This is a genomic window from Streptomyces sp. HUAS YS2 (assembly GCF_033343995.1).
GTDB classification, from domain to species: domain Bacteria; phylum Actinomycetota; class Actinomycetes; order Streptomycetales; family Streptomycetaceae; genus Streptomyces; species Streptomyces solicathayae.
Window position 1 is genome coordinate 2,975,083 of record NZ_CP137573.1, and the last position, 24,413, is coordinate 2,999,495.

At 72.9% G+C, this 24,413-nt stretch carries 21 protein-coding genes; 6 read left to right on the forward strand and 15 right to left on the reverse strand.

Annotation, left to right across the window (positions count from 1 at the left end):
- Positions 1-90: 90 nt before the first annotated feature.
- Both mgrA and R2D22_RS13365 read left to right on the forward strand, forming a co-directional pair.
- Complete coding sequence (mgrA, locus tag R2D22_RS13360) at positions 91-1,128, forward strand: L-glyceraldehyde 3-phosphate reductase (RefSeq protein WP_318103357.1); 1,038 nt, start codon at positions 91-93, stop codon at positions 1,126-1,128.
- 335 nt (positions 1,129-1,463) lie between these two features.
- Positions 1,464-2,621, forward strand: a complete 1,158-nt coding sequence (locus R2D22_RS13365; RefSeq protein WP_318103358.1) for a winged helix DNA-binding domain-containing protein — start codon at positions 1,464-1,466, stop codon at positions 2,619-2,621.
- Positions 2,622-2,678: 57 nt separating this feature from the next.
- Here R2D22_RS13365 and R2D22_RS13370 read toward each other — a convergent pair whose 3' ends face one another.
- On the reverse strand, positions 2,679-4,091 hold the full coding sequence (locus tag R2D22_RS13370; protein WP_318103359.1) for a DUF2079 domain-containing protein: 1,413 nt from the start codon (positions 4,089-4,091) through the stop codon (positions 2,679-2,681).
- A 139-nt stretch (positions 4,092-4,230) separates the two neighbouring features.
- Positions 4,231-5,094: a prepilin peptidase gene (locus tag R2D22_RS13375; protein ID WP_318103360.1), complete on the reverse strand. Its 864-nt coding sequence runs from the start codon at positions 5,092-5,094 to the stop codon at positions 4,231-4,233.
- A gap of 111 nt (positions 5,095-5,205) precedes the next feature.
- On the opposite strand from R2D22_RS13375, the gene R2D22_RS13380 reads away from it, so the two are divergent.
- Entirely contained in the window at positions 5,206-5,565 is a 360-nt protein-coding gene (locus R2D22_RS13380; RefSeq protein WP_318103361.1) for a DUF192 domain-containing protein, read from the forward strand.
- Here R2D22_RS13380 and R2D22_RS13385 read toward each other — a convergent pair.
- From R2D22_RS13385 to R2D22_RS13440, 12 genes are all read right to left on the reverse strand, one after another.
- Positions 5,555-6,313: a hypothetical protein gene (locus R2D22_RS13385; protein WP_318103363.1), complete on the reverse strand. Its 759-nt coding sequence runs from the start codon at positions 6,311-6,313 to the stop codon at positions 5,555-5,557. The genes R2D22_RS13380 and R2D22_RS13385 overlap by 11 nt on opposite strands.
- A 61-nt stretch (positions 6,314-6,374) precedes the next feature.
- Positions 6,375-7,511 (reverse strand): mannosyltransferase family protein, encoded by a 1,137-nt coding sequence (locus R2D22_RS13390; RefSeq protein WP_318103364.1) that lies wholly within the window; start codon positions 7,509-7,511, stop codon positions 6,375-6,377.
- 68 nt (positions 7,512-7,579) lie between these two features.
- Positions 7,580-8,443 (reverse strand): hypothetical protein, encoded by an 864-nt coding sequence (locus R2D22_RS13395; RefSeq protein WP_318103366.1) that lies wholly within the window; start codon positions 8,441-8,443, stop codon positions 7,580-7,582.
- Positions 8,440-9,885, reverse strand: coding sequence for a toxin C-terminal domain-containing protein (locus R2D22_RS13400; RefSeq protein ID WP_318103367.1), 1,446 nt, complete (start codon positions 9,883-9,885; stop codon positions 8,440-8,442). The genes R2D22_RS13395 and R2D22_RS13400 overlap by 4 nt, the downstream gene beginning before the upstream one ends.
- A gap of 139 nt (positions 9,886-10,024) precedes the next feature.
- The gene (locus R2D22_RS13405; protein ID WP_318103368.1) at positions 10,025-10,906 is read right to left on the reverse strand and encodes a hypothetical protein; all 882 of its coding nucleotides are present in this window, start codon (positions 10,904-10,906) and stop codon (positions 10,025-10,027) included.
- 17 nt (positions 10,907-10,923) lie between these two features.
- Entirely contained in the window at positions 10,924-11,163 is a 240-nt protein-coding gene (locus tag R2D22_RS13410; RefSeq protein ID WP_318103370.1) for a hypothetical protein, read from the reverse strand.
- Positions 11,164-11,187: 24 nt separating this feature from the next.
- Entirely contained in the window at positions 11,188-11,568 is a 381-nt protein-coding gene (locus R2D22_RS13415) for a hypothetical protein (protein ID WP_318103371.1), read from the reverse strand.
- Positions 11,565-11,954 (reverse strand): hypothetical protein, encoded by a 390-nt coding sequence (locus R2D22_RS13420; RefSeq protein ID WP_318103372.1) that lies wholly within the window; start codon positions 11,952-11,954, stop codon positions 11,565-11,567. The genes R2D22_RS13415 and R2D22_RS13420 overlap by 4 nt, the downstream gene beginning before the upstream one ends.
- Complete coding sequence (locus tag R2D22_RS13425) at positions 11,954-13,612, reverse strand: polymorphic toxin-type HINT domain-containing protein (protein WP_318103373.1); 1,659 nt, start codon at positions 13,610-13,612, stop codon at positions 11,954-11,956. Before R2D22_RS13425 ends, R2D22_RS13420 begins: the two co-directional genes overlap by 1 nt.
- Before the next feature lie 132 nt (positions 13,613-13,744).
- Positions 13,745-14,350 (reverse strand): SUKH-4 family immunity protein, encoded by a 606-nt coding sequence (locus R2D22_RS13430; protein WP_318103374.1) that lies wholly within the window; start codon positions 14,348-14,350, stop codon positions 13,745-13,747.
- A gap of 49 nt (positions 14,351-14,399) precedes the next feature.
- The gene (locus tag R2D22_RS13435) at positions 14,400-15,815 is read right to left on the reverse strand and encodes a nucleic acid/nucleotide deaminase domain-containing protein (RefSeq protein WP_318103375.1); all 1,416 of its coding nucleotides are present in this window, start codon (positions 15,813-15,815) and stop codon (positions 14,400-14,402) included.
- A gap of 219 nt (positions 15,816-16,034) precedes the next feature.
- Positions 16,035-17,876, reverse strand: coding sequence for a hypothetical protein (locus tag R2D22_RS13440; RefSeq protein ID WP_318103376.1), 1,842 nt, complete (start codon positions 17,874-17,876; stop codon positions 16,035-16,037).
- Positions 17,877-17,962: 86 nt separating this feature from the next.
- Here R2D22_RS13440 and R2D22_RS13445 point away from each other — a divergent pair, with 86 nt between their 5' ends.
- The 3 genes from R2D22_RS13445 (at position 17,963) to R2D22_RS13455 (ending at position 23,983) form a co-directional block, all read left to right on the forward strand.
- On the forward strand, positions 17,963-18,967 hold the full coding sequence (locus R2D22_RS13445; protein WP_318103378.1) for a hypothetical protein: 1,005 nt from the start codon (positions 17,963-17,965) through the stop codon (positions 18,965-18,967).
- Positions 18,968-19,005: 38 nt separating this feature from the next.
- Positions 19,006-21,489: a serine/threonine-protein kinase gene (locus tag R2D22_RS13450; protein ID WP_318103379.1), complete on the forward strand. Its 2,484-nt coding sequence runs from the start codon at positions 19,006-19,008 to the stop codon at positions 21,487-21,489.
- A gap of 85 nt (positions 21,490-21,574) precedes the next feature.
- On the forward strand, positions 21,575-23,983 hold the full coding sequence (locus R2D22_RS13455; protein ID WP_318103380.1) for a protein kinase domain-containing protein: 2,409 nt from the start codon (positions 21,575-21,577) through the stop codon (positions 23,981-23,983).
- Positions 23,984-24,043: 60 nt separating this feature from the next.
- Here the strand turns inward: R2D22_RS13455 and R2D22_RS13460 are convergent, their stop codons facing one another.
- Positions 24,044-24,397, reverse strand: a complete 354-nt coding sequence (locus tag R2D22_RS13460; RefSeq protein ID WP_318103381.1) for a hypothetical protein — start codon at positions 24,395-24,397, stop codon at positions 24,044-24,046.
- Positions 24,398-24,413 lie beyond the last annotated feature (16 nt).

Sequence of the window (24,413 nt, forward strand, 5' to 3'; positions counted from 1 at the left end):
TGCGGCGGCCCCCGAAGCCGCCACATTACTGCGGACGGGTAACCGGCTCCCAGCCCGGGACTGTCACAAGTCCGTGATAAGGAGAGATACGTGACTGATTCCCCCCTCTACCGCGCCGCCGCGGACCGCTACGACACCATGGAGTACCGCCGGAGCGGCCGCAGCGGGCTCAAGCTGCCCGCCGTCTCGCTGGGCCTGTGGCACAACTTCGGCGACGACCGCACGCTCGACTCGCAGCGCGCGATCCTCCGCCGCGCCTTCGACCTCGGCGTCACCCACTTCGACCTCGCCAACAACTACGGGCCGCCGCCCGGCTCGGCCGAGCTCAACTTCGGCAAGCTCTTCGCGCAGGACTTCGCGCCGTACCGGGACGAGATCCTCGTCTCGACGAAGGCCGGCTACCTGATGCACCCCGGGCCGTACGGCGAGTGGGGCTCCCGCAAGTACCTGATGTCGTCGCTCGACGCCTCGCTGCAGCGGATGGGCCTCGACTACGTCGACATCTTCTACTCGCACCGCTTCGACCCGCACACCCCGCTGGAGGAGACGATGGGGGCGCTCGCCTCCGCCGTCCATCAGGGCAAGGCGCTGTACGTCGGCGTCTCCTCGTACAACAGCGAGCAGACCGCCGAGGCCGCGCGGATCCTGACCGACATGGGTGTCCGGCCGCTGATCCACCAGCCGTCGTACTCGATGATCAACCGCTGGACGGAGGAGGACGCGCTGCTCGACACCCTGGAGGCGGCCGGCATGGGCTGCATCTCCTTCGTGCCGCTGGCGCAGGGGCTCCTCACCGACAAGTACCTCAAGGGCATCCCCGAGGGCTCGCGGGCGACGCAGGGCAAGTCCCTCGACCCGAACCTGCTCTCCGACGAGGTGCTGCGACGCCTCCACGGCCTCGCCGACATCGCCGCGCGGCGCGGCCAGTCGCTGGCGCAGCTCGCGCTGTCGTGGGTGCTGCGGGACGAGCGGATGACGTCGGCGCTGATCGGCGCGTCGAGCGTGGCCCAGCTGGAGGAGAACGTCGCCGCGCTGGCGGCGGCGCCGCTGACCGAGGAGGAGCTGACGGAGATCGACTCCTTCGCCGTCGACACCGCGGGGACCAACATCTGGGCCGGACGGAACTGACCTTCGCGGGCGGAGCGCGTTCGGGGAAAAGAAAACGGGCCGGTCCGTGGGGGGATACGGACCGGCCCGAGGGGGGGTTTCCACCATAACCCTTCATTAGTCGTGCTGCGTGCCACACGGCGCCGACGGAGTGCCACGGATTCCTCGGAGCCCTTGCGGGACAAGGGTCCCGGGGGGCGGTGGCGGGTTTACGCCCGGGCGTGGCGGCGGGTTCCGTCCCTCCGACGGGGGACCCCCGGGGATGTGTTTCCGGTTGACGGGGTGGGTGGGTCCGGGTGAGTTCCCGGGAGGTGAGAGGACAGGTTCTGGCCTAGTTCTCTCCTAGCGTCGGGGGTATGACCTCCACCGTGTTCTTCAGCTGGGACCAGGCCGACGCGCGGCGCATCCGCCGACAGTTCCTGGACCGGCCCGCCGAGCCCGCCGACTCGGCGCCTTCGACCGTGGCCGCTGCCATGCTCGGGGCGCACGCCCAGATCCTGTCGGCCGCCGAGCTGTCCCTCGCGCTGCGGATCGTCGGCGCGACCCGGGCCGACGTGCGCGCGGCCCTGTGGCAGGAGCGCTCGCTGATCAAGACGTTCGGACCGCGCGGCACCGTGCATCTGCTGCCGGCCGCCGACCTCGCGCTGTGGACGGGCGCGCTGTCGGCACTGCCCGCCGGGCCGGGCGGCCAGCCCGGGGACGTCCGGATGACGGCCGAGCAGACCGACGAGGTCGTCGCGGCGATCGGCGACGCGCTGACCGGCGCGGAGCTGACCGTGGACGAGCTCACCGACGCGATCGTTGAGCGCACCGGGCCGTGGGCGGGCGAGCGCGTCATGGAGGCCTTCCAGGACAAGTGGCCCCGATGGCGGCAGGCGACCGCGACGGCCGCGCACCGCGGGGTGCTGTGCTTCGGGGAGAACCGGGGGCGGAAGGTCACGTACACGAACCCGGGAGTGCAGCCGTCGGCGGGGCCGACCGCGCTCGCGGAGCTGGTGGAGCGGTACCTGTACGCGTACGGGCCCGCGACGCCGCGGCACTTCGCCACCTGGCTGGCGGCGCCCGCGGGGTGGGCCGGCGCGCTGTTCGCCTCGCTCTCGGGCGCGGGGCGGATCGAGGAGGTCGACCTGGAGGGCGAGTCGGCCTGGGTGGTCGCCGGCGACACGGAGGTGCCGGCTGAACCGGTGCGCGGGGTGCGGCTGCTGCCGTACTTCGACGCCTTCGCCATCGCCTCCCAGCCGCGCGCCCGCCTCTTCCCGGGGCGAGCGTACGAGCGGGCCCTCGCGCGCGGCCAGGCCGGGAACTTCCCGGTGCTGCTCGTCGACGGCGAGGTCGCGGGGGTCTGGCACCAGCGGCGCTCCGGCAAGCGTGTCGCGGTGACGGTGGAACCCCTGGCTCCGCTGGCCGCGCCCCGCCTGCGTGAACTCGAGGAGCAGGCCGCGCGGGTGGGTGAGGTGCTGGAGGGGGTGGCGGAGTTGACCGTCGGGCCGGTCTCGGTGGGGGCGCACGCCTGAGCGCGGGCGTCTGTGTGCACGGTGCCGCGTGGGACGTTCCCCCGCTCCCGTCCGCGGTCAGGGCGCGCGGCGGAGGAGGGTGATGCCGTCGCGGCGGGCGACCCGTTCGTAGCCGTGCTTCTCCGCTGCCGCCAGTTCCGCCTCCTGCTGCTCGATCGGGTAGGGCCAGTGGCCGACCTTGTACGGCCAGGCCTCCGGGGCCTCGCGGTCGTGCACGATCCACTCGGCGGTGGGCGGCGGGAGGCGGTTGCGGTCGTAGCGGTAGAGCTCGCTGTCGACCGGGAACGTCGGGAAGACCACGACCGTGCAGCGCGAGGTCAGCTGCGGGATCAGGCGGTTGGAGGCGGCCACGGTCGCCCCGTCCGGGATCCGGGCGAGCAGGGCGCGGGCCGCCTCGATGTGCGGGGTGGTCCGCCAGGTCGCCCGCTGGGCCAGCTGCGCCAGCGGGAAGGACGGGAGCAGGACGAACGTCACGGCGAGGACCGTCGCCAGGGAGGCGCGGACGTGCCGGGTGGCGAGGGGGTGTGTCTCGCCTCGCCAGCGGGAGAGCGCGTCGATCAGGCCGGCGAAGACGACGGGCATGAGGATCGCGCTGTAGTGGAACGCCGTCCCCCAGTGGAAGCCGTTCTCCGACAGCATCCGCCAGGTCAGGGTGGGCACCGCGATGAGGGACAGGGGGGAGCGGAGCGCCAGCATCGCGGACGGGGCGAAGACCATGACCAGGGTCATCGGCTTGATGTCGGGGCGCAGGACGTCGAGCGGGGCGTGCGCGAGGGTGGAGAGCAGGGAGCCGTATCCGGCGGCCAGGTTGCCGCCGTGTGCGTAGCCGCCGCCCGGGTTGAAGGCGGGGAGCAGGAGTTTGATCTCGACGAGGGAGCCGAGCAGACCTGCGGCGATGGTGACCAGGCCCAGTTTGCGGGGGCCCTTCAGCGCGATGTACCCGCCCACTGCGGCGAGCGTCAGGCCCAGGTCCTCCTTGATGAGGAGCAGGGGCGCCGCACAGGCCACTGCCTGGTTCCAGCGCCGTCGGGCCAGTGCCTCCAGGGCGAAGGCGAGCAGCGGGACGGCGAGGGCGACCTCGTGGAAGTCGAAGGCGGCGGCTGACGCCACGCCCCAGCTCAGTCCGTAACCGGCTGCGATCACGTGCGCGGAGCGGCGGCCGAGCGCGCGCGCTGCCCAGCGGGCGAGCGGGACGACGGCGAGGGCGAGCAGCGCGGACTGGGCGAGGAGGAGGCAGAGCGGGGACGGCCAGATTCGGTAGAAGGGGGCGAGGACCGCGACCAGGGGGTGGAAGTGATCGCCCAGCAGGTTGAAGCCCTCGCCGCGCAACGGGACCACGGGGGCGCTCAGTTGGGCGTATGCGCGGACGGCCTGCTCGAAGATGCCGAGGTCGTAGCCGGTCGTCCGGATGAGGGCGTGGCGGCGTACGGCGACGGTGGCGTAGAGGGTGCAGAGTGCGGCGGCCCACATCCACGGGAGGAGGGAGACCCGGGGCGGACGTGCCGCGTTTCTCGGGGAGGGAAGGGTTGCGGGTTGTCGGTCCTGATTGTCAGTGAATGTCCGCATACGCCGTGATGCTAGGGCGGTACGGGAGTGATTCCGGGGAGCGTCAGCTCGCGGCGAGGGCTCCGAACAGCACGCCGAGCAGCGCGCCGCCGATCATGAACGGCCCGAACGGGATCGCGGACTTGCGGTTCGCCTTGCGCAGCAGGACGAGGCCGAGCCCGTACACCCCGCCGAACAGGAAGCCCGCGAACGCGCCGGCGAAGAGGATCCCCCAGCCGTACCAGCCGAGCAGCACGCCGAGCGAGAGCGCGAGTTTGACGTCGCCGAAGCCCATGCCGTTGGGGTTGATGATGAAGAGGAGGAAGTACGCGGCGCCCAGGACGAGTCCGCCGAGCAGGGCGTGCGCGAATGATCCGGCCGCCTCCGGCGCCAGCGCGGCCGCCCCGAGCAGCAGCGGCGCGGCCAGGGCCAGCGGGAGCGTGAGGTGGTCGGGCAGCCGGTGGACCCGGGCGTCGACCGTGGCCAGCAGCACCGCGAACGGCGCGCAGAGCAGCCAGACCGCCAGCTCGGGCCGGAACCCGGTGGCCGCGGCGAGCGCGGCGCAGGCCGCTGCGGTGACGAGCGGGATGGCGGGGGTGGTGCGCAGGGGGAAGCGCCGGGTCGGGGTGGCGGGCGTGTCGTCCGGGGCGGTGTCCGTGTCCGTCTCCCCGAGGGCGGCGGCGGCCGGGTTCTTGTTCGCGCCCACTTCCACCGTCGCGCGTCGGGGTGCCGGGACGGTCACCGCGCACACACGGCATCGCGTCCCGCCGAGCCAGCCCCGGGCCGGGCCCATGAGCGCATGCCCCTCGGGGCAGTCGTTCCGCCACCCCTCCTCCGGCTCGACGGAGAGCCGGTACGCGGCGCGCGGCACGAGCAGCCCGGTGGCGGCACCCCACAGGGCGGCGACGGCGATCAGCGTGACGTACACACCCCGACCCTACGGGCGGCGGAACGCGGGGGACATGGGCCCAGGGGCCCACTGCGCGCTCGTACGGGGCCCAAAGCACGGTTCGACAGGGAGGCGCTACGGTCTTCGACCATGGCGAAATGGCGGAACGGCAAGGGCACATTGACCGTCCAGGGACGGGACGAGGCGATACCGGTCGAGATCGCCGCCTCGTACGGGACGAGGCGGCGCGGGCTGCTCGGGCGCGACGGCGTCGACGGCGCGCTGCTGATCACCCCGTGCAACAGCGTCCACACCTTCCGGATGCGGTTCACCATCGACGTGGCCTACCTGAACCGGAACCTGGACGTCGTCGCCGTGAAGACGATGAAGCCCGGCCGCATGGGACGCATCAGCCTCCGCGCCCGGCACGTGCTGGAGGCCGAGGCGGGTGCGATGGCGGCGTGGGGTGTGCGGCCGGGGGTTCGGGTGACGGTCGCGGCTACTCCTTGAGCTTGGCCACCTGTGCGGCGGCCAGTGCCGGCGGGATCTGCGGGGTCGCCGGGCCCTCGAAGTTCGCCGTGTAGAAGGTGGCGACCGTCGGGCCCTGGCGGACGACCTGGAAGACCAGCGGCACCGGCGTGCCCTCGAAGTCGCCGGTGAGCTGGTACGCGAAGCTGTCGTCGCCGGCCCTGGGCATCGTGAGTTCCTTGACGCCCTTGTACGTCGACGGGCCCGAGCTACTGCGGGTCGTGAAGCCGCCCTTGCAGGCGGTGGCGGCGACGCGCAGCCGGTGCAGCACGGTCGTCGCGCTCGGGCCGTGGCTGGTGAGGAACACCGACACGGCCGGCTTCAGGTCCTTGTTCGCGCCGGTGATCTGCCGGTACACCGAGGCCTGCGCGGCCGGCTCGGGCTGCCCGTTCAGGACCGAGGTGAGCGGGGCGCACTCGGGCTTCTCCGGGGTCTCGCCCTGCGGCGGCGGGGCGTCCATCGGGCCGACGTTGAACCCGGGCACGTCGGCGGCGACGAGCACCGCCTTCTCCAGCTCGGGCTTGGCCAGCGGCTTGCCGGTGGGCGCGGGCGCGTACGGCTCGGGCCCCGGGCCGGCGGGCGCGGACGTGCTGGGCGTGGGCTTCTTCTCGACGACGCTCTTGCCCTCGTCCTTCTTGCCCTCGTCGCCCTCGCAGGCTGTGGTCAGCCCCAGGGTGAGCGCGGCGACCACGGTCGCCGTGGTGATCCGTGCGATACCTCGTCGAGTCATGTACCGCACGCTAACAGGGCAGTTGGGACGGGTGCATGGGCCCATGGGCCCATGGAGCGGGCTAGGGAGGTCCGGAGCCGAGCAGGGTGAACGCCCCGTACGCGCCCGAGGCGAGCGCGAGAGCCGCGAGAACGCCGATCCGGCCGCGGACCGGAAGCCGGACGAGGGCGACCGCGGCGGGCAGCAGCAGGCCGAACGCGGGCATCATCAGGCGCGGCCGGGAGCCGAAGTACGCGGCGCCGATGAGCGAGATCACGACCATCGTGATCGTGTAGACGAGCAGCGGCAGCGGCTGGCGCTGCCGTACGCAGAGCACGACCACCCAGGCGAGCAGCGCGAGGACGGCGCAGAGCCCGAGCGCGGCGAGCGGCGGCAGCCCCCAGATGAAGCGGGCGAGCGCGACCCCGCCGTCGACGCTGTTGCCCCAGGCGGCCTGGACGTCGAAGTACGCGGTGGCGCTGCCCTCGCGGACGCCGACGTACACGATGTACGCGAGCCAGCCGAGCGGCGCGAGCAGCACGCCGGCGGCCGTGCGCGGCGGCAGCCGGCGCTCGCGTACGACGGTGACGAGCGCGGTGATCCCCAGCGCCGCGATGAGCGCGGCGGCGGACGGACGGGTGAGCCCGGCGAGCGCGCAGAGCAGGCCGGCGAGGATCCAGCGGTCGCGGAGGACGGCGTACAGCGACCAGGCGGCGAGGGCGGTGAAGAGGGTCTCCGTGTACGCCATCGACTGCACGAACGCGGTCGGGTACACCCCCCACAGGACGGCCAGCGCGATCCCGGCCGGCCGGCCGGCGACATGCGCGCCGACGGCAAAGATCCCCCAGGCCGCCGCGAACGCGGCGAGCCAGGCGAGGACGAGCCCGGCCGTGGCGGCGTCGAACGGAGTGAGGGCGGCGAGGCCCCGTTCCAGGGCGGGGAACAGCGGGAAGAACGCCAGGTCGGAGTGGACGGCCCCGTCGGGCAGCGTGACCTCGTAGCCGTAGCCGTTCTCCGCGATCCGGACATACCAGACGGCGTCCCAGCGTCCCTTCAGCAGATGCAGCGCGTCCTTCCCCTGCACGGCCGCGGCCACCCCGAACACCACCATGCCGACGACCCGCACGGCGGCGTAGCCGAGCAGCGCGGGGGCGGCGAGCCGGATGGCCGGCGGGAGGGCGGGGCTGCGGCGGGGACGAAGGGCCTGGTCTGCGGACATGCGCTCGATTATGTCCGGGCGGCGCGTCGGACCGACGGCCGCCGCCTCCTCCGCGGCGTACACCGCGCCTACGCCTCGTCGAAGTCCTCCCACCGGGCCCGGACGATTCCGTCCGGGTCCGGCACGACGGCGCGACGGGCGGCAGGCGCGGATTCCCCGAGCATGAAGGCGAAACCGTCGTCGGTCACTTCGGCCAGATCGTCGGCGCCGCCGGGAAAGGCGCGGTACGCCAGTTCCCCGGGTACCAGCGGAGGCCTGAAGGCCGTGAAGTCGTCGTCCAGGAGGACAGGGTCGAGTCCGAGGTCCGGATCGACGGCGAGGCTCAGCAGGGAACGGGGGCGGACGGCCTCGGCCACCTCCCCCACGTTCTCCCGGGTCACCCGGAACCACCGGCAGCCGTACGCGCCGTGCGCCCAGCGCTCGCACAGGAGGGTGACGTCCCCGGCGTCGTCCCGCACCCCGGCCCAGAACGCCTCGTCCGCCACGCCGCGGACCGGATTCTCCACCTCGTCGGAATCAGGCTCCGCCGTGCGCCGCCCGAGCTCCAGGGACTCACTGTCGAAGCCCGCCAGCTCCTCGGCGGTCTCCGACGTGACGTAGAAGTGCATCGCCCCGTCCCAGCCCGACTCGATCCGGAGCCGCCCCGCGCCGATCAGCCGGCAGTACGGGCCCTCACCGGCCGCCATGCCCACGAGGAGCTCCGCGGCCTCGGCGGGGTCGACCCGCGAGCCGTTCCGGAGCTCCGCGAACCGGTCCGGCAGCGGCCGGCTCACGATCAGCTCCTCGACCTCCAGTCGGCCCGCCCCGCTCGCCTCCGTCAGCACTGCCAGCAGGCGGCGGAGCTCGGCGGCGTAGGCGTCCCAGCCGGGGGCCTCGGTCAGATCGGACCGTACGGCGTCGGCGCGGGGGCAAGCGACGAGTTCTGTCTTCACTTCGCAATCCATTTGAGGCCCAGGACATCTCCGGTGGGCGAGATGTCCAGGTCGTACGTGCCGTCCCGGGCCGAGTCCTTGGTCGACTGGAAGGGGTCGCGGAAATTCGCTCCCTTGAAAATACCGCCCTTGTGACCGTTCCTGTCCCAGGTGATGTACTTCGGGTTGCCCTTCTTGTTCTCCCAGATGGGCGCGCCGGTGGCGGACTTCTTGTTGGTCTTCTTGTAGCCCAGGTACTTGGCGATGTCGTCGGCCTGCTGGCGGGTGACCGGGTTGCAGTTGGCGTCGTTGTTGTGGACCAGGACCGGCGAGTCACCGGCCAGCACGTAGTACGTGTGGAGGTCGACGACGGTCAGGTCGTGAGTGGTCTGCCGCCGGGTGAAGCGGTCGACCTTCGAGACGGGCAGGGTGGCGCCGGACGCCAGCAGGAGCACGTCCCCGGACTCGATCTCGCCGGCCTCCGCCCAGCGGCGCTCGTCGGTCAGCCAGAACGGGTGCGTGTCGGTCGCCGTGACGGTGCCCGCCGCGGTCGTGAGGCGCGTGAAGTCCTTGTCGTCGTAAGTGGTGATCGTGCGGCCCACGGTACGCAGGGTGGTGAGGCCGGTCTCCGGGTCAGTGGCGAGGACCTCGTCGCCGAGGCGGACGGACTCGATCGGGACGGACAGGCCGCCGGGGACGAGGACCCGGGTGCCGGGCGGGAAGCTGTGCCGGATCGGGCACTTGGTCGGCTTCTTCTCGTCGGGCTTGTCCTTCTTCTCGCCGTCGACCTTCTTCTTGGCGTCGTCGAGTTTCTTCTCGGCGTCCTTGACCTTCTTGCGGTTCTTGATCAGGTCCTTGATGCCGTCGTAGAGATCACCGCCGTGCTTCTTCAGCTTCCCGATCAGTTCGGCGGCCTTCTTCCACTTCCACGGCGCCCCGTACTTCGCCGCGAGCTTGCCGACCGCGCCACCGATGAGGCTCAAGAGGATGTTGACCAGCGTCTCCGTGCAGGCGCCCATGTCACCCTTGGTGATGCAGTCCAGGGCATCCGTGATCCCCAGCTCGTCGGCCAGGATCTTCGCCAGCTCCTTCGCCGCGTCGATCGCCTTGTCACCCGCGGACTTCTCCGCGTCCTTCGCGTCCTGGAGCTCCTTGACCGCGTTCTCGTAGTCGATCTGCGCCTGCGACTTCGGCTGATCACCGCCACCCTCGTCGACCGGCTGCTCGCCCTCGTCGTTCGGGCCCTCCGCCTGGTCGTCCGTACCGCCGTCGCCGCAGTTGTCGCCGCCGGTCACCTTGCAGACGGACGTCTTCAACGAACCAGCCAGCTCAGGGCCCATGTTCGTCGCGAACAGCGCACCCACGATCGCGGCGACGATCACGATCAGACCGACGTACTCCAACGCCCCCTGCCCCGACTGCGCCCTGCGCAGTCCCAGCAGCCGCCCCCTCGTACGCGGCATCAGCACACGAACACGACGCCGGACCCTGCGGACACCCCGAGACAACGACATGGGCGCCAGGCTACGGACAACTCCTCTGACAATCATGGGCCCGAGGGCCCAAACGGGGCTCAACTTGCAATATTTGGAACGGCGTTGCTCAGCGCGGCTGCGGCCAGGGCACCCGGCGGGGCCGCCGCTGCCACCACCAGCCACGGTCCCGCACCGCGGTGCCGGACTTGGTCACCCGGCCGAGGAACTCCCCGCCGTCGTCGCTGCTGTGCGCACGGAACACCTCGTCGAGCGCGTCCGCGGCCCGGGCGAACGGCTCCTCCAGAGCCGGCGGCGCGTCGGCCAGCCGCCTGGCCAGCGAGTCCCGCGTCCGCAGGTCCTCCAGGTACGACTCCTCGGGGTACCGCCCGGTCGGCCCCCAGTCGCCCGCCATGCGCCGGACCAGCCGCTCCCAGCCGATCAGCGTCTCCCGTGCCCGGTTGGCCCGGCTCTGCGCCGGCGCGATCGCGTCGGGGTCCGTCTCGGCGGCGAACGCGGTGGTGACGGGGAGGTCGATCGGCTCGGACCAGTACACCTCCGGCAGCAGGTGCACCCGCGCTCCCGGCAGGTCGGGGACAGGGTCCTCGACCGCGTCCACCGTGAACAGGAAGTCCGGTTCCTCGGGGTCGTCGACGCGCGCGCGGACGACCCGACCGTCGGCGAGGCAGGCCATGTATGCGGAGGGGTTGGGCATGTCATCGGCCGAGTGGAGAACGGTGCCGCCGATCACGGCGGCGAGGCGCAGGGCGGCGGTCGCCGGGTCGGGCGGGTTCGGCACGGCGCCGGAGATCCACACGTCCCAGTACAGCGCCACGTCGCCGCGCCGCACCTCGTACCCGCAGAGCACGGGCGCGTCCCAGCGACGCCCCTCCAGGTCGCCGTCCAGATCCGCGACGTCCACGTCTGCCACGGGCACGCCCACCACGTCGGCGAGCGCCCGCGCCATCTCCTCGGGCACGGGCCCGCGCACCGTCCAGAAGTCGTACTGCACCGGGACCTCCTGTCCGGTCAGACCGCTTCGCGTCCCAGCAGGTACGTGGCGCCTGCCGGGTCCGTCTTCACGGCGAAGCGGCGGGAGAGCGTCTCCAGTGCCGCGTCGGGCACGTCGAAGAGGTCACCGTCCCCCAGCCGCTCCAGCTCCAGCAGGGCACACGCCTCGTCGTCCCCGAGGCCGGGGAGCTCGTGCCGGCTCCGGAACTCCTCCGACTCGCGGCCGAACTCTTCCAGCACCCACCGCACTCGGCTCAACTCGCCTGCCTCGTACCGACGGTGTCAGGAAAGACGGCCGGCGGCGCGGCGGAGACCCGCCGCGAACCCGGCGGCGTTCTCGCGGAAGTGACCCACCTGCTCCATGAAGGAGAGCTCGGACGGGACGAGGACCACGAGGGTCGTGAGCATCGCGTGCACCGCGTGCAACTGCCCTGGGGTGACGACGACCGGAACGAACCCCTCGTCGTCCGCCGGGCCGGCGGACGCCAGCAGCGCCGGGAGATCCGCGCCGCCCGGCCCGAGCGCCAGGTCGCGGCCCGGCCCTCCGGGGACGAGCGCGAGGAACGCGTGCGCCGACCGGTGCAGCAGGTCGTACTGCGCCGCGGTCAGGCGCAGCGTCCCTCCGCTCCCGTGCGGGGCACTCTCGATGCGGACCCGGTTCACGCGCTCCCCCTGAGGGCCCAGACGAGAAGTCCCGCAAGCTGTCGCACGGTCTCCCGGAAGTGACCGACCCGCTTCACGAAGTCCTCCTCCGACGCCGGCCAGAAGGTCGCCACGGTGAGCAGCATCCCGTACAGCCCGCGGACCTCGTCGAAGGTGAGCGGAAGCGGACCGGGGACCACGTCCGCGTAGTTCCGCTCCACCTGGAGCGCGGCTTCGAGGCCCGCCCGGTCCGGGCCCAGGACCAGCGCCCGTGCGACCGGGTCCCGCTCCTCACCGAGGTACGTGACCAGGGCCCGGCGCAGCAGGTGGAACTGCTCCTCGTCCACGGCGAACACATGGCGGCCGCCGTCGGGGGTCTCCCGCCGCGCTTCCAGCTCGGGCCTCATCAATTGCGCAGGGCTCCCGGGGTGTACAGACGGTTGAACTCGTCCTCGGACATCTTGTAGCCGTGGATCATCGTGCCGTTCTTGATGATCACGCAGCCGCGGTCCTTATCGTAGAGAACGTCCGCCTGCGACGTGGGACGGCTCGGGTCCGGCGGCCGCGCGTCATGGTGGGTGAACTGCTTGTTCTTGAAGGACGCGAAGTAATCCGCCATCTTCGTCGGGTCTCCGTTGGTGCCCGGGATGATGTGGTCGTCGGCGTTCTTCAGGCGCTTGGCCTTGGCCTCGGGGGTCTCGTTCGGCGGCGCCTGGTCCTTGGACTTGATGCGCTGCACGTTGTAGTCGACGCCGTCGGCGATGTCGGTGCCGTGCGCCTTCCTGATCTTCTCGTGCGCGTCGTCGGTGATCCCGTAGTTGGGGTCGTCGTCGTAGTCCGGGTTGTCGCACGGGTCGTTGTTGTGGACGAGGGCGAACCGCGTCCCCATGCCGACGTAGTACGAGTGGACGTCGTTGACGGTCAGGTCGTGCGTGGTCTGCCGCTGGGTGTACCGCTCGACGGACCGCACGGTGAGGGTGTCGCCGGACGCCTGCCGAAGGAGGTCCCCCGCCTCGATGTCGCCGGCGTCGGCCCAGCGCTTCTCGTCGACCAGCCAGAACGGGTGCGTGTCCGTGGCGGTGACCGTTCCGGCGCTGGTCGTGAGCCGGGTGAAGTCCTTGTCGTCGTAGGTGGTGAAGATGCGGCTGACCGTGCGCAGGCTCGTCAGACCCGTGACCGGGTCGGTCGCGAGGACCTCGTCACCGAGGCGGACGGACTCGATCGGGACGGACAGGCCACCGGCGACGAGGACCCGGGTGCCCGGCAGGAAGCTGTGGCCGACCGGGCAGTCCGTGGGCTTGTCGTCCGGCTTCTTCTCGTCGGGCTTGTTCTTCTCGCCGTCGACCTTCGCCTTCGCGTCGTCGACTTTCTTCTGGGCGTCCTTGACCCTCTTACGGTTCTTGATCAGGTCCGTGATGCCGTCGTAGAGGTCGCCACCGTGCTTCTTCAGCTTGCCGATGAGTTCGGCGGCCTTCTTCCACTTCCACGGCGCGCCGTACTTGGCGGCGAGCTTGCCGATCGCGCCACCGATCAGGCTGGTGAGGATGTTGATGAGCGTTTCGGTGCAGGCGCCCATGTCGCCCTTGGTGATGCAGTTGAACGCGTCCGTGATGCCGAGCTCCTCGGCCAGGATCTTCGCGAGTTCCTTGGCGGCGTCCTTCGCCTTGTCGCCCGCGGACTTCTCGTCGTTCTGCGCGTCCTGGAGTTCCTTGAGCGCGTTGTCGTAGTCGATCTGCGCCTGCGACTTGGGCTGATCGTTGCCGTCGCCTGCCGGCTGGTCGCCCTTGCCGTCGGGACCGGCCGCCTGATCGCCCGCACCGCCACCGCAGTTGTCGCCGCCCGTGACCTTGCAGACGGAGGTCTTCAGCGAACCCGCCAGCTCCGGGCCCATGTTCGTCGCCAGCAGCGCGCCCACGATCGCCACCACGATCACGATCAGACCCACGTACTCCAAGGCGCCCTGACCGGACTGCGACTTCCGCAACCCCAGCAGACGACCCTTCGTACGCGGCATCAGCGCGCGCAACCGGCGCCGGACCGTGTAGGTACCCCGTGACAGCGACATGGGCCCGACGTTACGCACGACACCCGGGCGAATCATGGGCCCAGAGACCCATCTTGGCCCCAACTCTTGGCGGGAATGCCTGAGTCGAGCGGGTCCATGGGTACAGGCTCGAACTCTCCAGGACCCGACGCGTCAGCTGAGGGCCACGCTCTCCCACCAGCTCTGTTCGACCGGTGACCGGACCTTCGCCTGGGGGTCGATCCCCACCGACCACTCGGCGAATCGTTCCAGGCACCACCAGTACGTCTCGTCGTCCTCGTCCTCCAGCGGCCCGATGATGTCCAGGGCGCGCCACCAACGCCAGGAGCACTCGACGAACGCCGCCACCGATGTGTTCACCAGGGCGGTCGCCGCGCTGGTTCGGTTACGGATCGCGCACACCGACCCCTCGCCCCGGACGACGCCGTACGTCAGCCAGTCGCTCGCAGCCAGCCGGTAGGCGCTCAGGCCCACGCCGCGGTGGTGCTCCGGGTCGAAGGGGCCGCCGGTCGGGACCGAAAGATCGAGCTGCGGCAGGAGTTCGCTCTGGAAGTCGGCCGACGGCAGGTGCGACGGCAGCTCCCCGTCCTCGTTCAGGAGCGGAAGGCCCCAGCGCATCAGCGCCTCGACGTCCCGCGCCGGCAGGTCCCACCGGCGCGCGACGTCCGTCGGACGGGCGACGGGCGGCGGCGGAACGGCGACGCCGTCCATGTCGCGGGCGAGCAGCTCTTCCAGGTCCCGCTGTGCCTGCTTGTCCATGTCGCTCCTGACCTCCGCGGACGTCGCGTGCGGCAGCATACGCGGCGCGCTACTTGACGATCTTGAACCCCGGCAGGCCGTCCGGCTTCTTGTGCTTGTTCCGCGCCCCCTCCAGGGCCTGCTTGTCCCGCGCGGCGTTGGCCGCGGCGGAAATGCCAGGCCTCGGGGTGAGGCTCCACGACACGTTGCCCTTCACGTTGGGCCAGTCCCGCCACACGAGCGCCGAGCAGTCGTGGGACAGGCTGGTGCACGGGGCGCGCTCGCTGTACATCTCCTTCACTGCCGACCGGGGGATGTTGTTCGCCTTGAGGTAGTCGTCGAGGACTTCCTCGGAGTGGCGGCTCTTCTTCCCGGGCGCCACCTTGCCCTCGCTGGCCGCGGCGATGTACTCGACCTTGCCGTTGTGCTCGATCTTGATGACGGCCACGTTGCGGCCGAGCGGCACCTTGTCCGCGATGCGCGCCGCCATGGCCATGGCGGCCATCTCGGTGGAGTCGAGGTCGACTTCCTCGCCGCAGTTGCCCTTGCCCGTCTCGGACGGGAGAGTGACCAGCCGGCCTCGGACGAGGCTCGCGGTCGTGGTCGCAGTCGTGGTCGCAGTCGTGGTCGCGACGGCGGACACCGCGGTGACGACACCACCGGACGGACGCTCGACCGCTGCCGCAGCCACACCCACGACGCCGCCGCGGAAGCCCTGCGGGCCGGCGTTCGAGCCCGCGTTGACGAGGCAGCGCTTGCGCTTCTCGTCGGGCTTCTTCTCGTCGGGCTTGTCCTTCTTCTCGCCGTCGACCTTCTTCTTGGCGTCGTCGAGTTTCTTCTCGGCGTCCTTGACCTTCTTGCGGTTCTTGATCAGGTCCTTGATGCCGTCGTAGAGATCACCGCCGTGCTTCTTCAGCTTCCCGATCAGTTCGGCGGCCTTCTTCCACTTCCACGGCGCCCCGTACTTCGCCGCGAGCTTGCCGACCGCGCCACCGATGAGGCTCAGCAGGATGTTGACCAGCGTCTCCGTGCAGGCGCCCATGTCACCCTTGGTGATGCAGTCCAGGGCATCCGTGATCCCCAGCTCGTCGGCCAGGATCTTCGCCAGCTCCTTCGCCGCGTCGATCGCCTTGTCACCCGCGGACTTCTCCGCGTCCTTCGCGTCCTGGAGCTCCTTGACCGCGTTCTCGTAGTCGATCTGCGCCTGCGACTTCGGCTGATCACCGCCACCCTCGTCGACCGGCTGCTCGCCCTCGTCGTTCGGGCCCTCCGCCTGGTCGTCCGTACCGCCGTCGCCGCAGTTGTCGCCGCCGGTCACCTTGCAGACGGACGTCTTCAACGAACCAGCCAGCTCAGGGCCCATGTTCGTCGCGAACAGCGCACCCACGATCGCGGCGACGATCACGATCAGACCGACGTACTCCAACGCCCCCTGCCCCGACTGCGCCCTGCGCAGTCCCAGCAGCCGCCCCCTCGTACGCGGCATCAGCACACGAACACGACGCCGGACCCTGCGGACACCCAGTAAGAGCGACATGTACCCGACGCTACGGCACGACACGCCCGACATTCATGGGCCCAGAGACCCAAAGTGGGACTCAACTCCTCGCTGGTCGCCGTTATTTGACGTCAGCCGCTGCGACGAGCGCCATCGCCAGGTAGCGGTCCGCGGCGGATTCGTCCCTCCGGACGTCGAGTTCCGGCCTCATGAGTCGCCCGCGGCCGCCAGGAGGCGGCGGGCCGCCTCGCGGAGGACGGCGTCCGGGTGACGGGCGCCGTCGTCGAAGATCCCGAGCACGTGGGCGGCGCGGAGGGGGCCGTGGGCAAGGTCCTCGACGGCCGCGCGGGCGGACTCCGGGAGGAGGCGCATCTCGGTGAGCGCGTGGAGCGCGTCGAGGCGGGGGCCGGCCGTGTACCGGCCGCGGGCGACCACGTCGGCGAGGAGCGGCGCGGTGTCCTGGGTGCGGCCGGTGATCCGCCAGACCGCGGCGGCCGCGACGGCCCGCGTCTCCCGCGTGACGGCCCCGAAGTGCCGCTCGGCCTCCGGCAGCAGCTCGGCTGCGGCCGGGCCGAGCCGGCCCGCCAAGGGCAGTGCCGACGCCCCGCGTTCGCCGTGCACCGCGTCCCGTACGAGCGCCAGCGCGGGCCCGTGGTCGCCGGTGAGTTGCAGGTACGCGAACGCCGCCGCCTCGCCGCCGGCCGTGGCCCTCTCGTACAGGACGCGTACGGCCGCCTCCGTGTCGTCGCCCGGGAGCGCGTGCGGCACCGCCGCCGCCAGGGCGGCGCAGGCCGCCGCCGACTCCGGCACCAGCCGGACGAGCGCGGGCAGGCAGCGGGCGGCCTGCTGCGGGAAGCCCTCCAGCACCCCGGCCCATTCGCGGGCCGGGGCGGCTCCCGCGGCCAGGAGGTCCGCGACCCGGGCCGCGACCGGCTCGGCCGCCGCGCCGTGGACCTCCGCCGCCGCGCGGACCGCGTGGCCCGTGCCGTCCTCGTCGGGCAGGTCGTCGATCAGGCGGAGTACGTGTCCGAGCGCGCCGGGCACCCGGAAGCGGACCGCGGCGACGACCGCCGCCGCCCGCAGTTCGGGGTCCTCCGACGCCAGGTGGGGCGTGAGCCACGGCTGTTCCTCGTCGCCGGGGAACGCCTCTCCCAGGCGGGCCACATCGTGCATCTCGTACGGGTGCGTGAGGTCCGCGACGAGCCAGGGCAGTGCCCGCCGCTCGCGGTCCCGCCAGCGTTCCACCACCTCCCCGGCGAGCGGCGGCCCGCCCTCCGCGAGTGCGAGGAGCGCCGCGTCGGGGTCGTCGAGGAGGCGGTCGGAGAGCGTGCGGTAGAGGTCCGGCCACCGCTCGCCGTACTGCTCCCCCGGGTGTTCCCGGTACGTCGTGGCGGCCCGGCGCACCAGGTCGGTGGGGAGCGGCAACGGGGCCGTCCGCAGCAGGTCGGTGACCGCCGAGAGCCGTACCGCGGGCGGCTCGGAGGGGTCGTCGAGGAGCGCCGTCGCCCGTGCCGTACGGGCCGTGTCGTCGGGGTCGAGGAGGCCGAGCGCGGTGACGAGATCGGCGCGCACGTCGGCGTCCCGTTCCTCGTCGAACCGGGCCCGCAGCAGCGGCATCAGCGGCAGTGCGGCATCCTCCGCGGCGGCGATCAGCCACACCATGGCCTGCCGAACGCCGGTCTCGTCGTCCGTCGCGAGCGGGAGCAGCGACGGCAGCGCCTCGGCGACGGCCCGGCGCACCTCGGCCCGGACCCGCCGGTTCCCCGCGCCGCCGGCGATGCCGCCGACCAGCCACAGGAGCTCCTTGCGGTGTCCGGGACCGTCCAGCACGAGCCGGACCAGGTACGGGAGCGCGGCGGCGGACGCCGGGTACACGTCGCCCTGGTGGAAGAGCGAGGAGACCAGCCCGTCCATCGCCTCGGCACGCTCGTCCGCGTCCTCGGACCCCATCGCGCGCAGCAGCGCGGGCACGTCCTCGGCGCTGCCGTACGCGTGCTTCAGCGCGCCCCAGTCGGGCTCGGGTGCAAGCTCGGTAACCGTCTCGGTCATGGATCGACCCTAGGCCCCCGCGCCGACGGTGCCGGAGTTATCCACAAGGGGTGCGGAAGTCTTTGCCTCCGGTGGATCGTTGCCGCATGCGCGACCTCACGGTGATGGCCAGGGGAGGCATCCTCCTGACCGCATGGGCCCAGGCCGCCGGTGTCCCTCCCGGCAGGCTGCGCGGTGTGCTGCGCGCCGAGGGCTGGCAGCCCGTCTGCCGGGGCGCCTGGGCGGTGCCGGGAAGGGACGTGGACTGGCGAGTACGCGCCACGGCGATACAACTGCTCTCCCCGCACCTCGTCTGCAGCCATCGGACGGCCGCCGCCGTCCTCCGCATCGAACTGCTCACCGGAGAGCCCGACATGACGACCCTCGAGTTCCTGCACCCGTGCACCTCGGCCGAACGCCCGGGCGTGCGCGTCCACCGCGCGCCCGGCCTCGGCGAACGGGACCATGTCGTCCGCAGAGGGCTGCGTGTGACGACGCCCGCGCGGACCGCCGCCGACCTCATGCGCCACACCCGCTGCCGCGACGAGGCCGTGGTGGTGGCGGACTCGGCGCTCGCACGGCGCGTGATCAGAGGCGTGCGCCGCGAGGCCCTGGTCCGCCCCGAGGCGCTGGCCGCCGAGCTGAGCGCCCGCCGGCCCGGCGCCCCGGCCGCCCGCGCCTGGCTGCGCCTCGCGGACCCGGCCGCCGGCTCCCCCGCCGAGACAGTTGCCCGGCTCCGCATGCACGACGCGGGGCTCCACCCCGAGTCCCAGCCGGTACTCCGCGCGCCGAACGGCAGAACCGTCCGGCCCGACTTCTACTTCCGCGCCGCCGGCCTGGTCGTCGAGATCGAGGGGTACGCGTTCCACGGCACCCGGCACGCCCACGAGCGCGACATCCGCCGCTTCAACGACCTGTCCGGCTGCCCCGGCGTGCGCAGGATCCTCCGCTTCACCGCGGCGGAGGTGTTCCGGCACCCGGAGCGCGTGATCGCCACCGTCCGGACGGCCCTCGCGGCGGCGACGCCGACGGCGGCGGCGACAGCGTCGGGGCACGCGCCGAAAGGCCTTGCGCCGGACGTCACTTGTTCCGTTTCGGCGCCTGTGCTGTGATGACGCGTACACAGAGGTGAGACGGGGAGGCAGGAGAGGTGCTGGGGGCGTTGCACGAGGGTGCTCCCCGCGCCATCGGCCCGTACCGGGTGGTCGCCCGGCTCGGCGCGGGCGGCATGGGCGAGGTCTACCTGGGCGCGGACGAACGCACCCCCGCGGTACGGACGTTCGTCGCCCTGAAGACCGTCCTGCCCGGGCTCGCGGGCGAGGCCGGGTTCCGTGCCCGGTTCCGGCGCGAGATCGAGACGGGCCGGGCCGTCGTGGGGCGGTACACCGTCGACGTCCTGGACGGCGACCACGAGGCGGTCCGCCCCTGGCTCGCCACCGCGTACGTGCCCGGCCCGACGCTCGAACAGGCCGTACGCGACCACGGACCGCTGCCCGAGGCGTCGGTGGCCCGGCTCGGCCGCGACCTCGTGCGCGCGCTGCGTTCGATCCATCACGCGCGGATCCTGCACCGTGATCTGAAGCCGGCCAACATCCTGCTCACCGACGCCGGCCCCAAGGTCATCGACTTCGGGATCGCCCGCGCGTTCGGCGCGAGCCGGCTGACCGGCACGGGCATGATGGTCGGCTCGCCCGGCTTCATGTCCCCGGAGCACATCGCGGGCGCCGAGCACGTCGCCGCCGCGTCCGACGTGTTCTGCCTGGGGGCCGTGCTCTGCTACGCGGCGACCGGACGCGGCCCGTTCGGCGAGGGTCCGCTGCCCGCCGTGCTCTACCGCATCGCCCGCGCCGACGCCGACCTCACGGTCCTACCGACCGGGCTGCGGGACCTGGCCGCCGACTGTCTGCGCCTCGACCCGTCCGCCCGCCCCGACACCGCCGAACTCGACCGCCGCTTCGAGGCGGCCGTGGCAGCGGCGAGTGCCGGGGCCACGCCCGCGGACGCGGCGGGCGATCCGCTGTGGCCGGCGCCGCTCGCGCGCGCGATCGCCGAGCGCGTCGGCGAACTGGCCGCCCTCGACGCCCGCCTGGGCCCGCCGTCCGTCCATCCGCGCACCGAGACCGGCGGCCGCGAACCCGGCCCGCACGCGCCGGGGCCGCACGCACCCGGCCCGCACGCGCCCGGCGGCCAGGTGCCCGGCGGCCTGCACGATGCGGCCACCATGGCCGCGCCCGCGAGGGACGCGCGGGTCCGGGACGCGAGCCGACACCGGCGCCGTACGCGGATCGCCGCCGCCGTGGCCACCCTCGTGGTCCTGTCCGGCACGCTCGTCGCGGCCCGCCTGTCCGGCCTGTGGCCGGGCGCCGAACAGGGCGGCGGCCCGTCGAACGCCGGGCCCACCGCATCGGGTTCGGTGCCGCCCGGCGCCGGCCTCCCCCGTACCGTCACCTCGCTCGACGCCCTCGGATCCGCCGACCGGAACCGCAGTTTCGACGCCTCCCCGTCCCAGCGGCCGGCGGGCTGGAAGCCCTGGACGGCCCGCCTCCCCGCGGGCCCGACCGCCTGCGCCGCCGACCCGGCCACGCTGGCCTGCCGGCTGGGCGACGGCTCCCTGCAGGCCGTCGCCCCTTCGGACGGCCGGCTCCTGTGGCGGGCCCCGCTCGGCAAGGGCTCCACGCGCGACGCGACAACCGGGCCGGTCGTCGCCGGGGACGTGGTGGTCTCCGTCGAGGACGGGCACGTCCGTGCGCGAGCCGTCGGCGACGGCGCCATCCGCTGGGACACCCCGTTCGCCGGAAAGCCCGTCGGTCGGCTGCTCGGCGTCGACCGGCACGTCTTCGTCAACCGCGCCGACCGGACCGGCGTGCACGTCGACGCGTACGACCTCGCCAGCGGGAAGCGGCGGTGGACCGAAGCCGTGTCGACGGCCCCGACCGGCGGCGGCAAGGAGGCCGAGCGGTACGGGGCGAAGGCCTACGGCCTGAACCACCTGCTCGTGAACGGCGAGCGCGGGCTCACCGCCCACGACCCCGCCACCGGCCGGACCGTGCTGACCGCGCCCGCGGCCACGCCCCTCGGCGGCGCCGGCACGACCAAGGCCTGCCCCGACCCGCGCATCTCGTCGGGCCAGCTGTTCTGCCCCGACCCGGACGGCAAGGGCATGCACGTACGGGTCCTCCGCGATCTGACGCAGCTCGAGACCTTCGGCGACATCGTCAGGGTCCCGCGCACCGCGGCCCCCGGCCGCGTCGTGTTCGGCCCCGTGCACAGCCGCACGATGCTCGTCGCGCTGCCCGCGGACGGCCGCGTCGTCTGGGTCGGCAACAGCCAGACCGACGGAAAGCCCGGGGGCACGGCCGGTACCGTGCCCCGCGCCCGCGACGGCTCTCCGGCCGCCGTCGGCGCGCCCGTCCTGCTCGGTTCGGTCTCCGCGTACGCCGACAACGCCTCGCTGTACCTCCGCCCGGCCCGCCCCGAGGACGGCCCTCTGAAGGTCGTGCCCGTCAAGGGCGCGCCGGGGAACGTGTCGTCCGGGCAGCGACCGCCGGAGCTGCTGTCCGTGGGGGACGTGGTCCTCCTCGCGTACGCCGACGGGACCGTGCACAGCCTCGCCCTGCCGTCCGGCGGCGAGTGAGGCGATCCGAGATCCGGGATCCGGCGGTCGGGTGCCGCGAACCGCTCCGTAGACAGTGACCTTTCGAACGACTTGGGGAGTCGTCATGCTTCAGCCACTGGACGCCGCCGGCGTCCGCCGCGTCGGCCCGTACGTGACGGTCGCCGTCATCGGCTCGGGCGGCATGGGGTCCGTCCACCTCGCGCGGCGGGCCGAGGGAGACGGGGGCGCGGGAGGCGCGACCTGGGGAGACGCGGGCGCGGGAAGCGCGGCCTTGGGAGACGCGGGCGCGGGAAGCGCGGCCTCGGCGACCGCCGCGCAGGCGGGTCCGGCCCTGGCGGCGGTCAAGACGATCCACGACGGCCTCGGCATCGACGACGGGTTCCGCATCCGGTTCCGCCGCGAGGCGGAGGCCGCCCGGGCCGTCCGCGGCCCGTACACGGCCGCCCTGCTGGACGCCGACCCGGACGGCAACCCCCCGTGGCTGGCCACCGAGTACGTCCCCGGCCCCTCGCTCGCCGAGGCCGTCACCCGCCTCGGTCCGCTGCCCCTCCCCGTGCTCCGCGCGCTGGGCGCCGACCTCGCGCGCGCCCTGCGCACCGTGCACGGGGCCCGGCTGCTGCACCGGGACCTCAAGCCGGCCAACGTCCTGCTGTCGGCCGACGGCCCCAAGCTCATCGACTTCGGCATCGCCCGCGCCTTCGACGGCACGGTCCTGACCGCCGCCGGGCAGGTGATCGGCACGCCCGGGTTCATGTCACCGGAGCAGGTCGCGGGCCAGGACGACATCGGCCCGGCCTCGGACGTCTTCGCCCTGGGCGGGCTGCTGTGCTGGGCTGCCACCGGGCGCGGCCCGTTCGACGATCCGGAGCTCGCCGCGGTCTTCAGCCGTATCTCGGAGGGACGCGCCGATCTCGCCGGTCTGCCGGACGAGTTGCGCGAGGTCGTGTCCGCCTGTCTGGCCGTCGATCCGGCCGGCCGGCCGACGACGGACGACCTGGTCCGCGCGCTGGACGCGCGGGCGGCGGGCGAGCGGCCGGGCGCCGTACTCGCCCGACGGGAGGGCCCGTTCCCGTGGAGCCCGGGGGTGCGCGAGCTCATCGGGGCCTACGAGGCGGAGACCCGGCGGCTGCTGGCGTCCGCGCCGCCGGCGCCGCCGGAGGCACCGCGTACGCCGCCGGCGGGTGGGAGCCCGGTCCCGCCGATGCCGCCGGCGGGTGGGAGCCCGGTCCCGCCGATGCCGGGCCCGGGCCCGGCCTACGTCACGCCCCCGACGCCCGTCACCGCTCCCTCCCCGAACGCGCGGACGCGGCGTCGCGCGACCGTGGCCGCGACGGCGGTGGCCGGGGCGCTCGCGCTCGTCGCCGGACTCCTCGTCGGTCTCGGCTACTTCGACGACGGGGGCGATCGCGACGGAGCCGGGCGCGGACCGAGTCCCTCCGCCTCCCCGGCGCCCCCGCCCGTGGACGGCGTCGAGAGCGTGAGCGCGCAGGGCGCGGTGGGCTCCCCGCACACACTCTCGTACCCCGCTCCCGCGGGCGACGGGCGCGACGTCCCCCGCGGCTGGAAGCCCTGGCGGGTCGAGGACAAGGACGGCGCGAGCAGCTGCGTCCTCCAGGACGACCTGTTGATCTGCGCGGGCGGGACCCACGCGACGGCCTACCGTGCCGCGGACGGCTCCACCGTCTGGCGCAGCCCCAACTCCGGGATGATCCCCGGCATGTCCCACGACCGCGTCTATCTCGGCGAGGGGGAGGGAGTCGTGGTCGCGCAGCGCTCCGACGGCAAGCCGGTGGGGCGCTGGCCCGGGGCGGCCGGCTTCGTTCCCACGCGGGCGCTGGCCGCGGGCGGCGTCGTGTACGTCGGCTATCTCGGGGACGCCGGAATCGGCACGGCGGGCGAGATGATGTTCCGCGCGTACCGGGAGAGCGACGGCTCCATGCTCTGGGAGTCGACCGTCCACAACGCCTACCCGTGGGGCCTCACCCTCCTCGGCGGCAAGCTCTATATTCCGGTGGCCGGTCCGTTGACCGTCCTCGACCCGAAGACGGGAAAGACGCTCGCCGAGAAGGAGGTCTGCCTCGACCCCGTGGTGGGTCCGACGGGCGAGATGCACTGCAGCTCCACCATGGGCGGCAAGGTCCAGGACCCGATCGTGGCCGCCGGACCCGACGGCGTCGTCATCGCGCAGGCGGGTTCCGAAGTCGGCGAGGTGCGGCTCTACGCCGCGATCGAGTCGACGGGCCAGGTGCTGTGGTCCCGGCCGATCGACACCGCGGGCGAGTTCGTCGGGCTGGGCAACACGCTGGTCGTGGGTGACCGTGTCGTCGTCGCCACAGCCTCGGGCGTCGCCTCGTACGGGCTCAAGGACGGCAAGCCGCTCGCCGCGCCCGTACCGGCGACGTGGCGGATCCCGCAGGACGACCCCAACGCGCAGCCCACGTTCCTGGCGGCGGGGGACGTGTTCTTCCTGACGTGGGGCGGCTCCGTCGTCTCGGCCCGTGTCCCCCGCTGACACGGGGGACACGGAAGACGGCGGCCGGCGGACGTCGGACCGACGTCCGCCCACCCGTCGCTACGGCGAGCCGGGCCACCAGGGCCGCAGTTCCGCGAACTTGGCCGCCATGACGGGACCGAGGTGCGCCTCGATCCCGCAGCCGGACTGCCCCTGGTACGGGAGGCCGTCCAGGAACGACGTCACGATCACCGGATACGCCCCGGGCACGGCGCGCCGGCTCTCCTCCTCCAGGAACGCGAGCACCTGCCGCCAGTCGGGACCGTCCGGATCCCCCTCACCGAGGTAGGACCGGACGGTCTCGTCGACGACGTCGACGAAGAAGAACACATGCGGGAGGACGCCGCCCTCACCGATGATGTGCGCCTCGTACGCCTCCTCGAACCCCGGCACCTTCGCGACGAGGTCCTTCACGAGCCGCACAGCGGCG

Bases quoted from the DNA above. Each gene is read 5' to 3' on its own strand.
- R2D22_RS13365 (WP_318103358.1), top strand. From the start codon at position 1,464: ATGACCTCCACCGTGTTCTTCAGCTGGGACCAGGCCGACGCGCGGCGC.
- R2D22_RS13370 (WP_318103359.1), bottom strand. From the start codon at position 4,091: ATGTGGGCCGCCGCACTCTGCACCCTCTACGCCACCGTCGCCGTACGC.
- R2D22_RS13380 (WP_318103361.1), top strand. From the start codon at position 5,206: ATGGCGAAATGGCGGAACGGCAAGGGCACATTGACCGTCCAGGGACGG.
- R2D22_RS13385 (WP_318103363.1), bottom strand. From the start codon at position 6,313: ATGACTCGACGAGGTATCGCACGGATCACCACGGCGACCGTGGTCGCC.
- R2D22_RS13390 (WP_318103364.1), bottom strand. From the start codon at position 7,511: ATGTCCGCAGACCAGGCCCTTCGTCCCCGCCGCAGCCCCGCCCTCCCG.
- R2D22_RS13400 (WP_318103367.1), bottom strand. From the start codon at position 9,885: ATGCCGCGTACGAGGGGGCGGCTGCTGGGACTGCGCAGGGCGCAGTCG.
- R2D22_RS13420 (WP_318103372.1), bottom strand. From the start codon at position 11,954: ATGAGGCCCGAGCTGGAAGCGCGGCGGGAGACCCCCGACGGCGGCCGC.
- R2D22_RS13425 (WP_318103373.1), bottom strand. From the start codon at position 13,612: ATGTCGCTGTCACGGGGTACCTACACGGTCCGGCGCCGGTTGCGCGCG.
- R2D22_RS13430 (WP_318103374.1), bottom strand. From the start codon at position 14,350: ATGGACAAGCAGGCACAGCGGGACCTGGAAGAGCTGCTCGCCCGCGAC.
- R2D22_RS13435 (WP_318103375.1), bottom strand. From the start codon at position 15,815: ATGCCGCGTACGAGGGGGCGGCTGCTGGGACTGCGCAGGGCGCAGTCG.
- R2D22_RS13440 (WP_318103376.1), bottom strand. From the start codon at position 17,876: ATGACCGAGACGGTTACCGAGCTTGCACCCGAGCCCGACTGGGGCGCG.
- R2D22_RS13445 (WP_318103378.1), top strand. From the start codon at position 17,963: ATGCGCGACCTCACGGTGATGGCCAGGGGAGGCATCCTCCTGACCGCA.
- R2D22_RS13455 (WP_318103380.1), top strand. From the start codon at position 21,575: ATGCTTCAGCCACTGGACGCCGCCGGCGTCCGCCGCGTCGGCCCGTAC.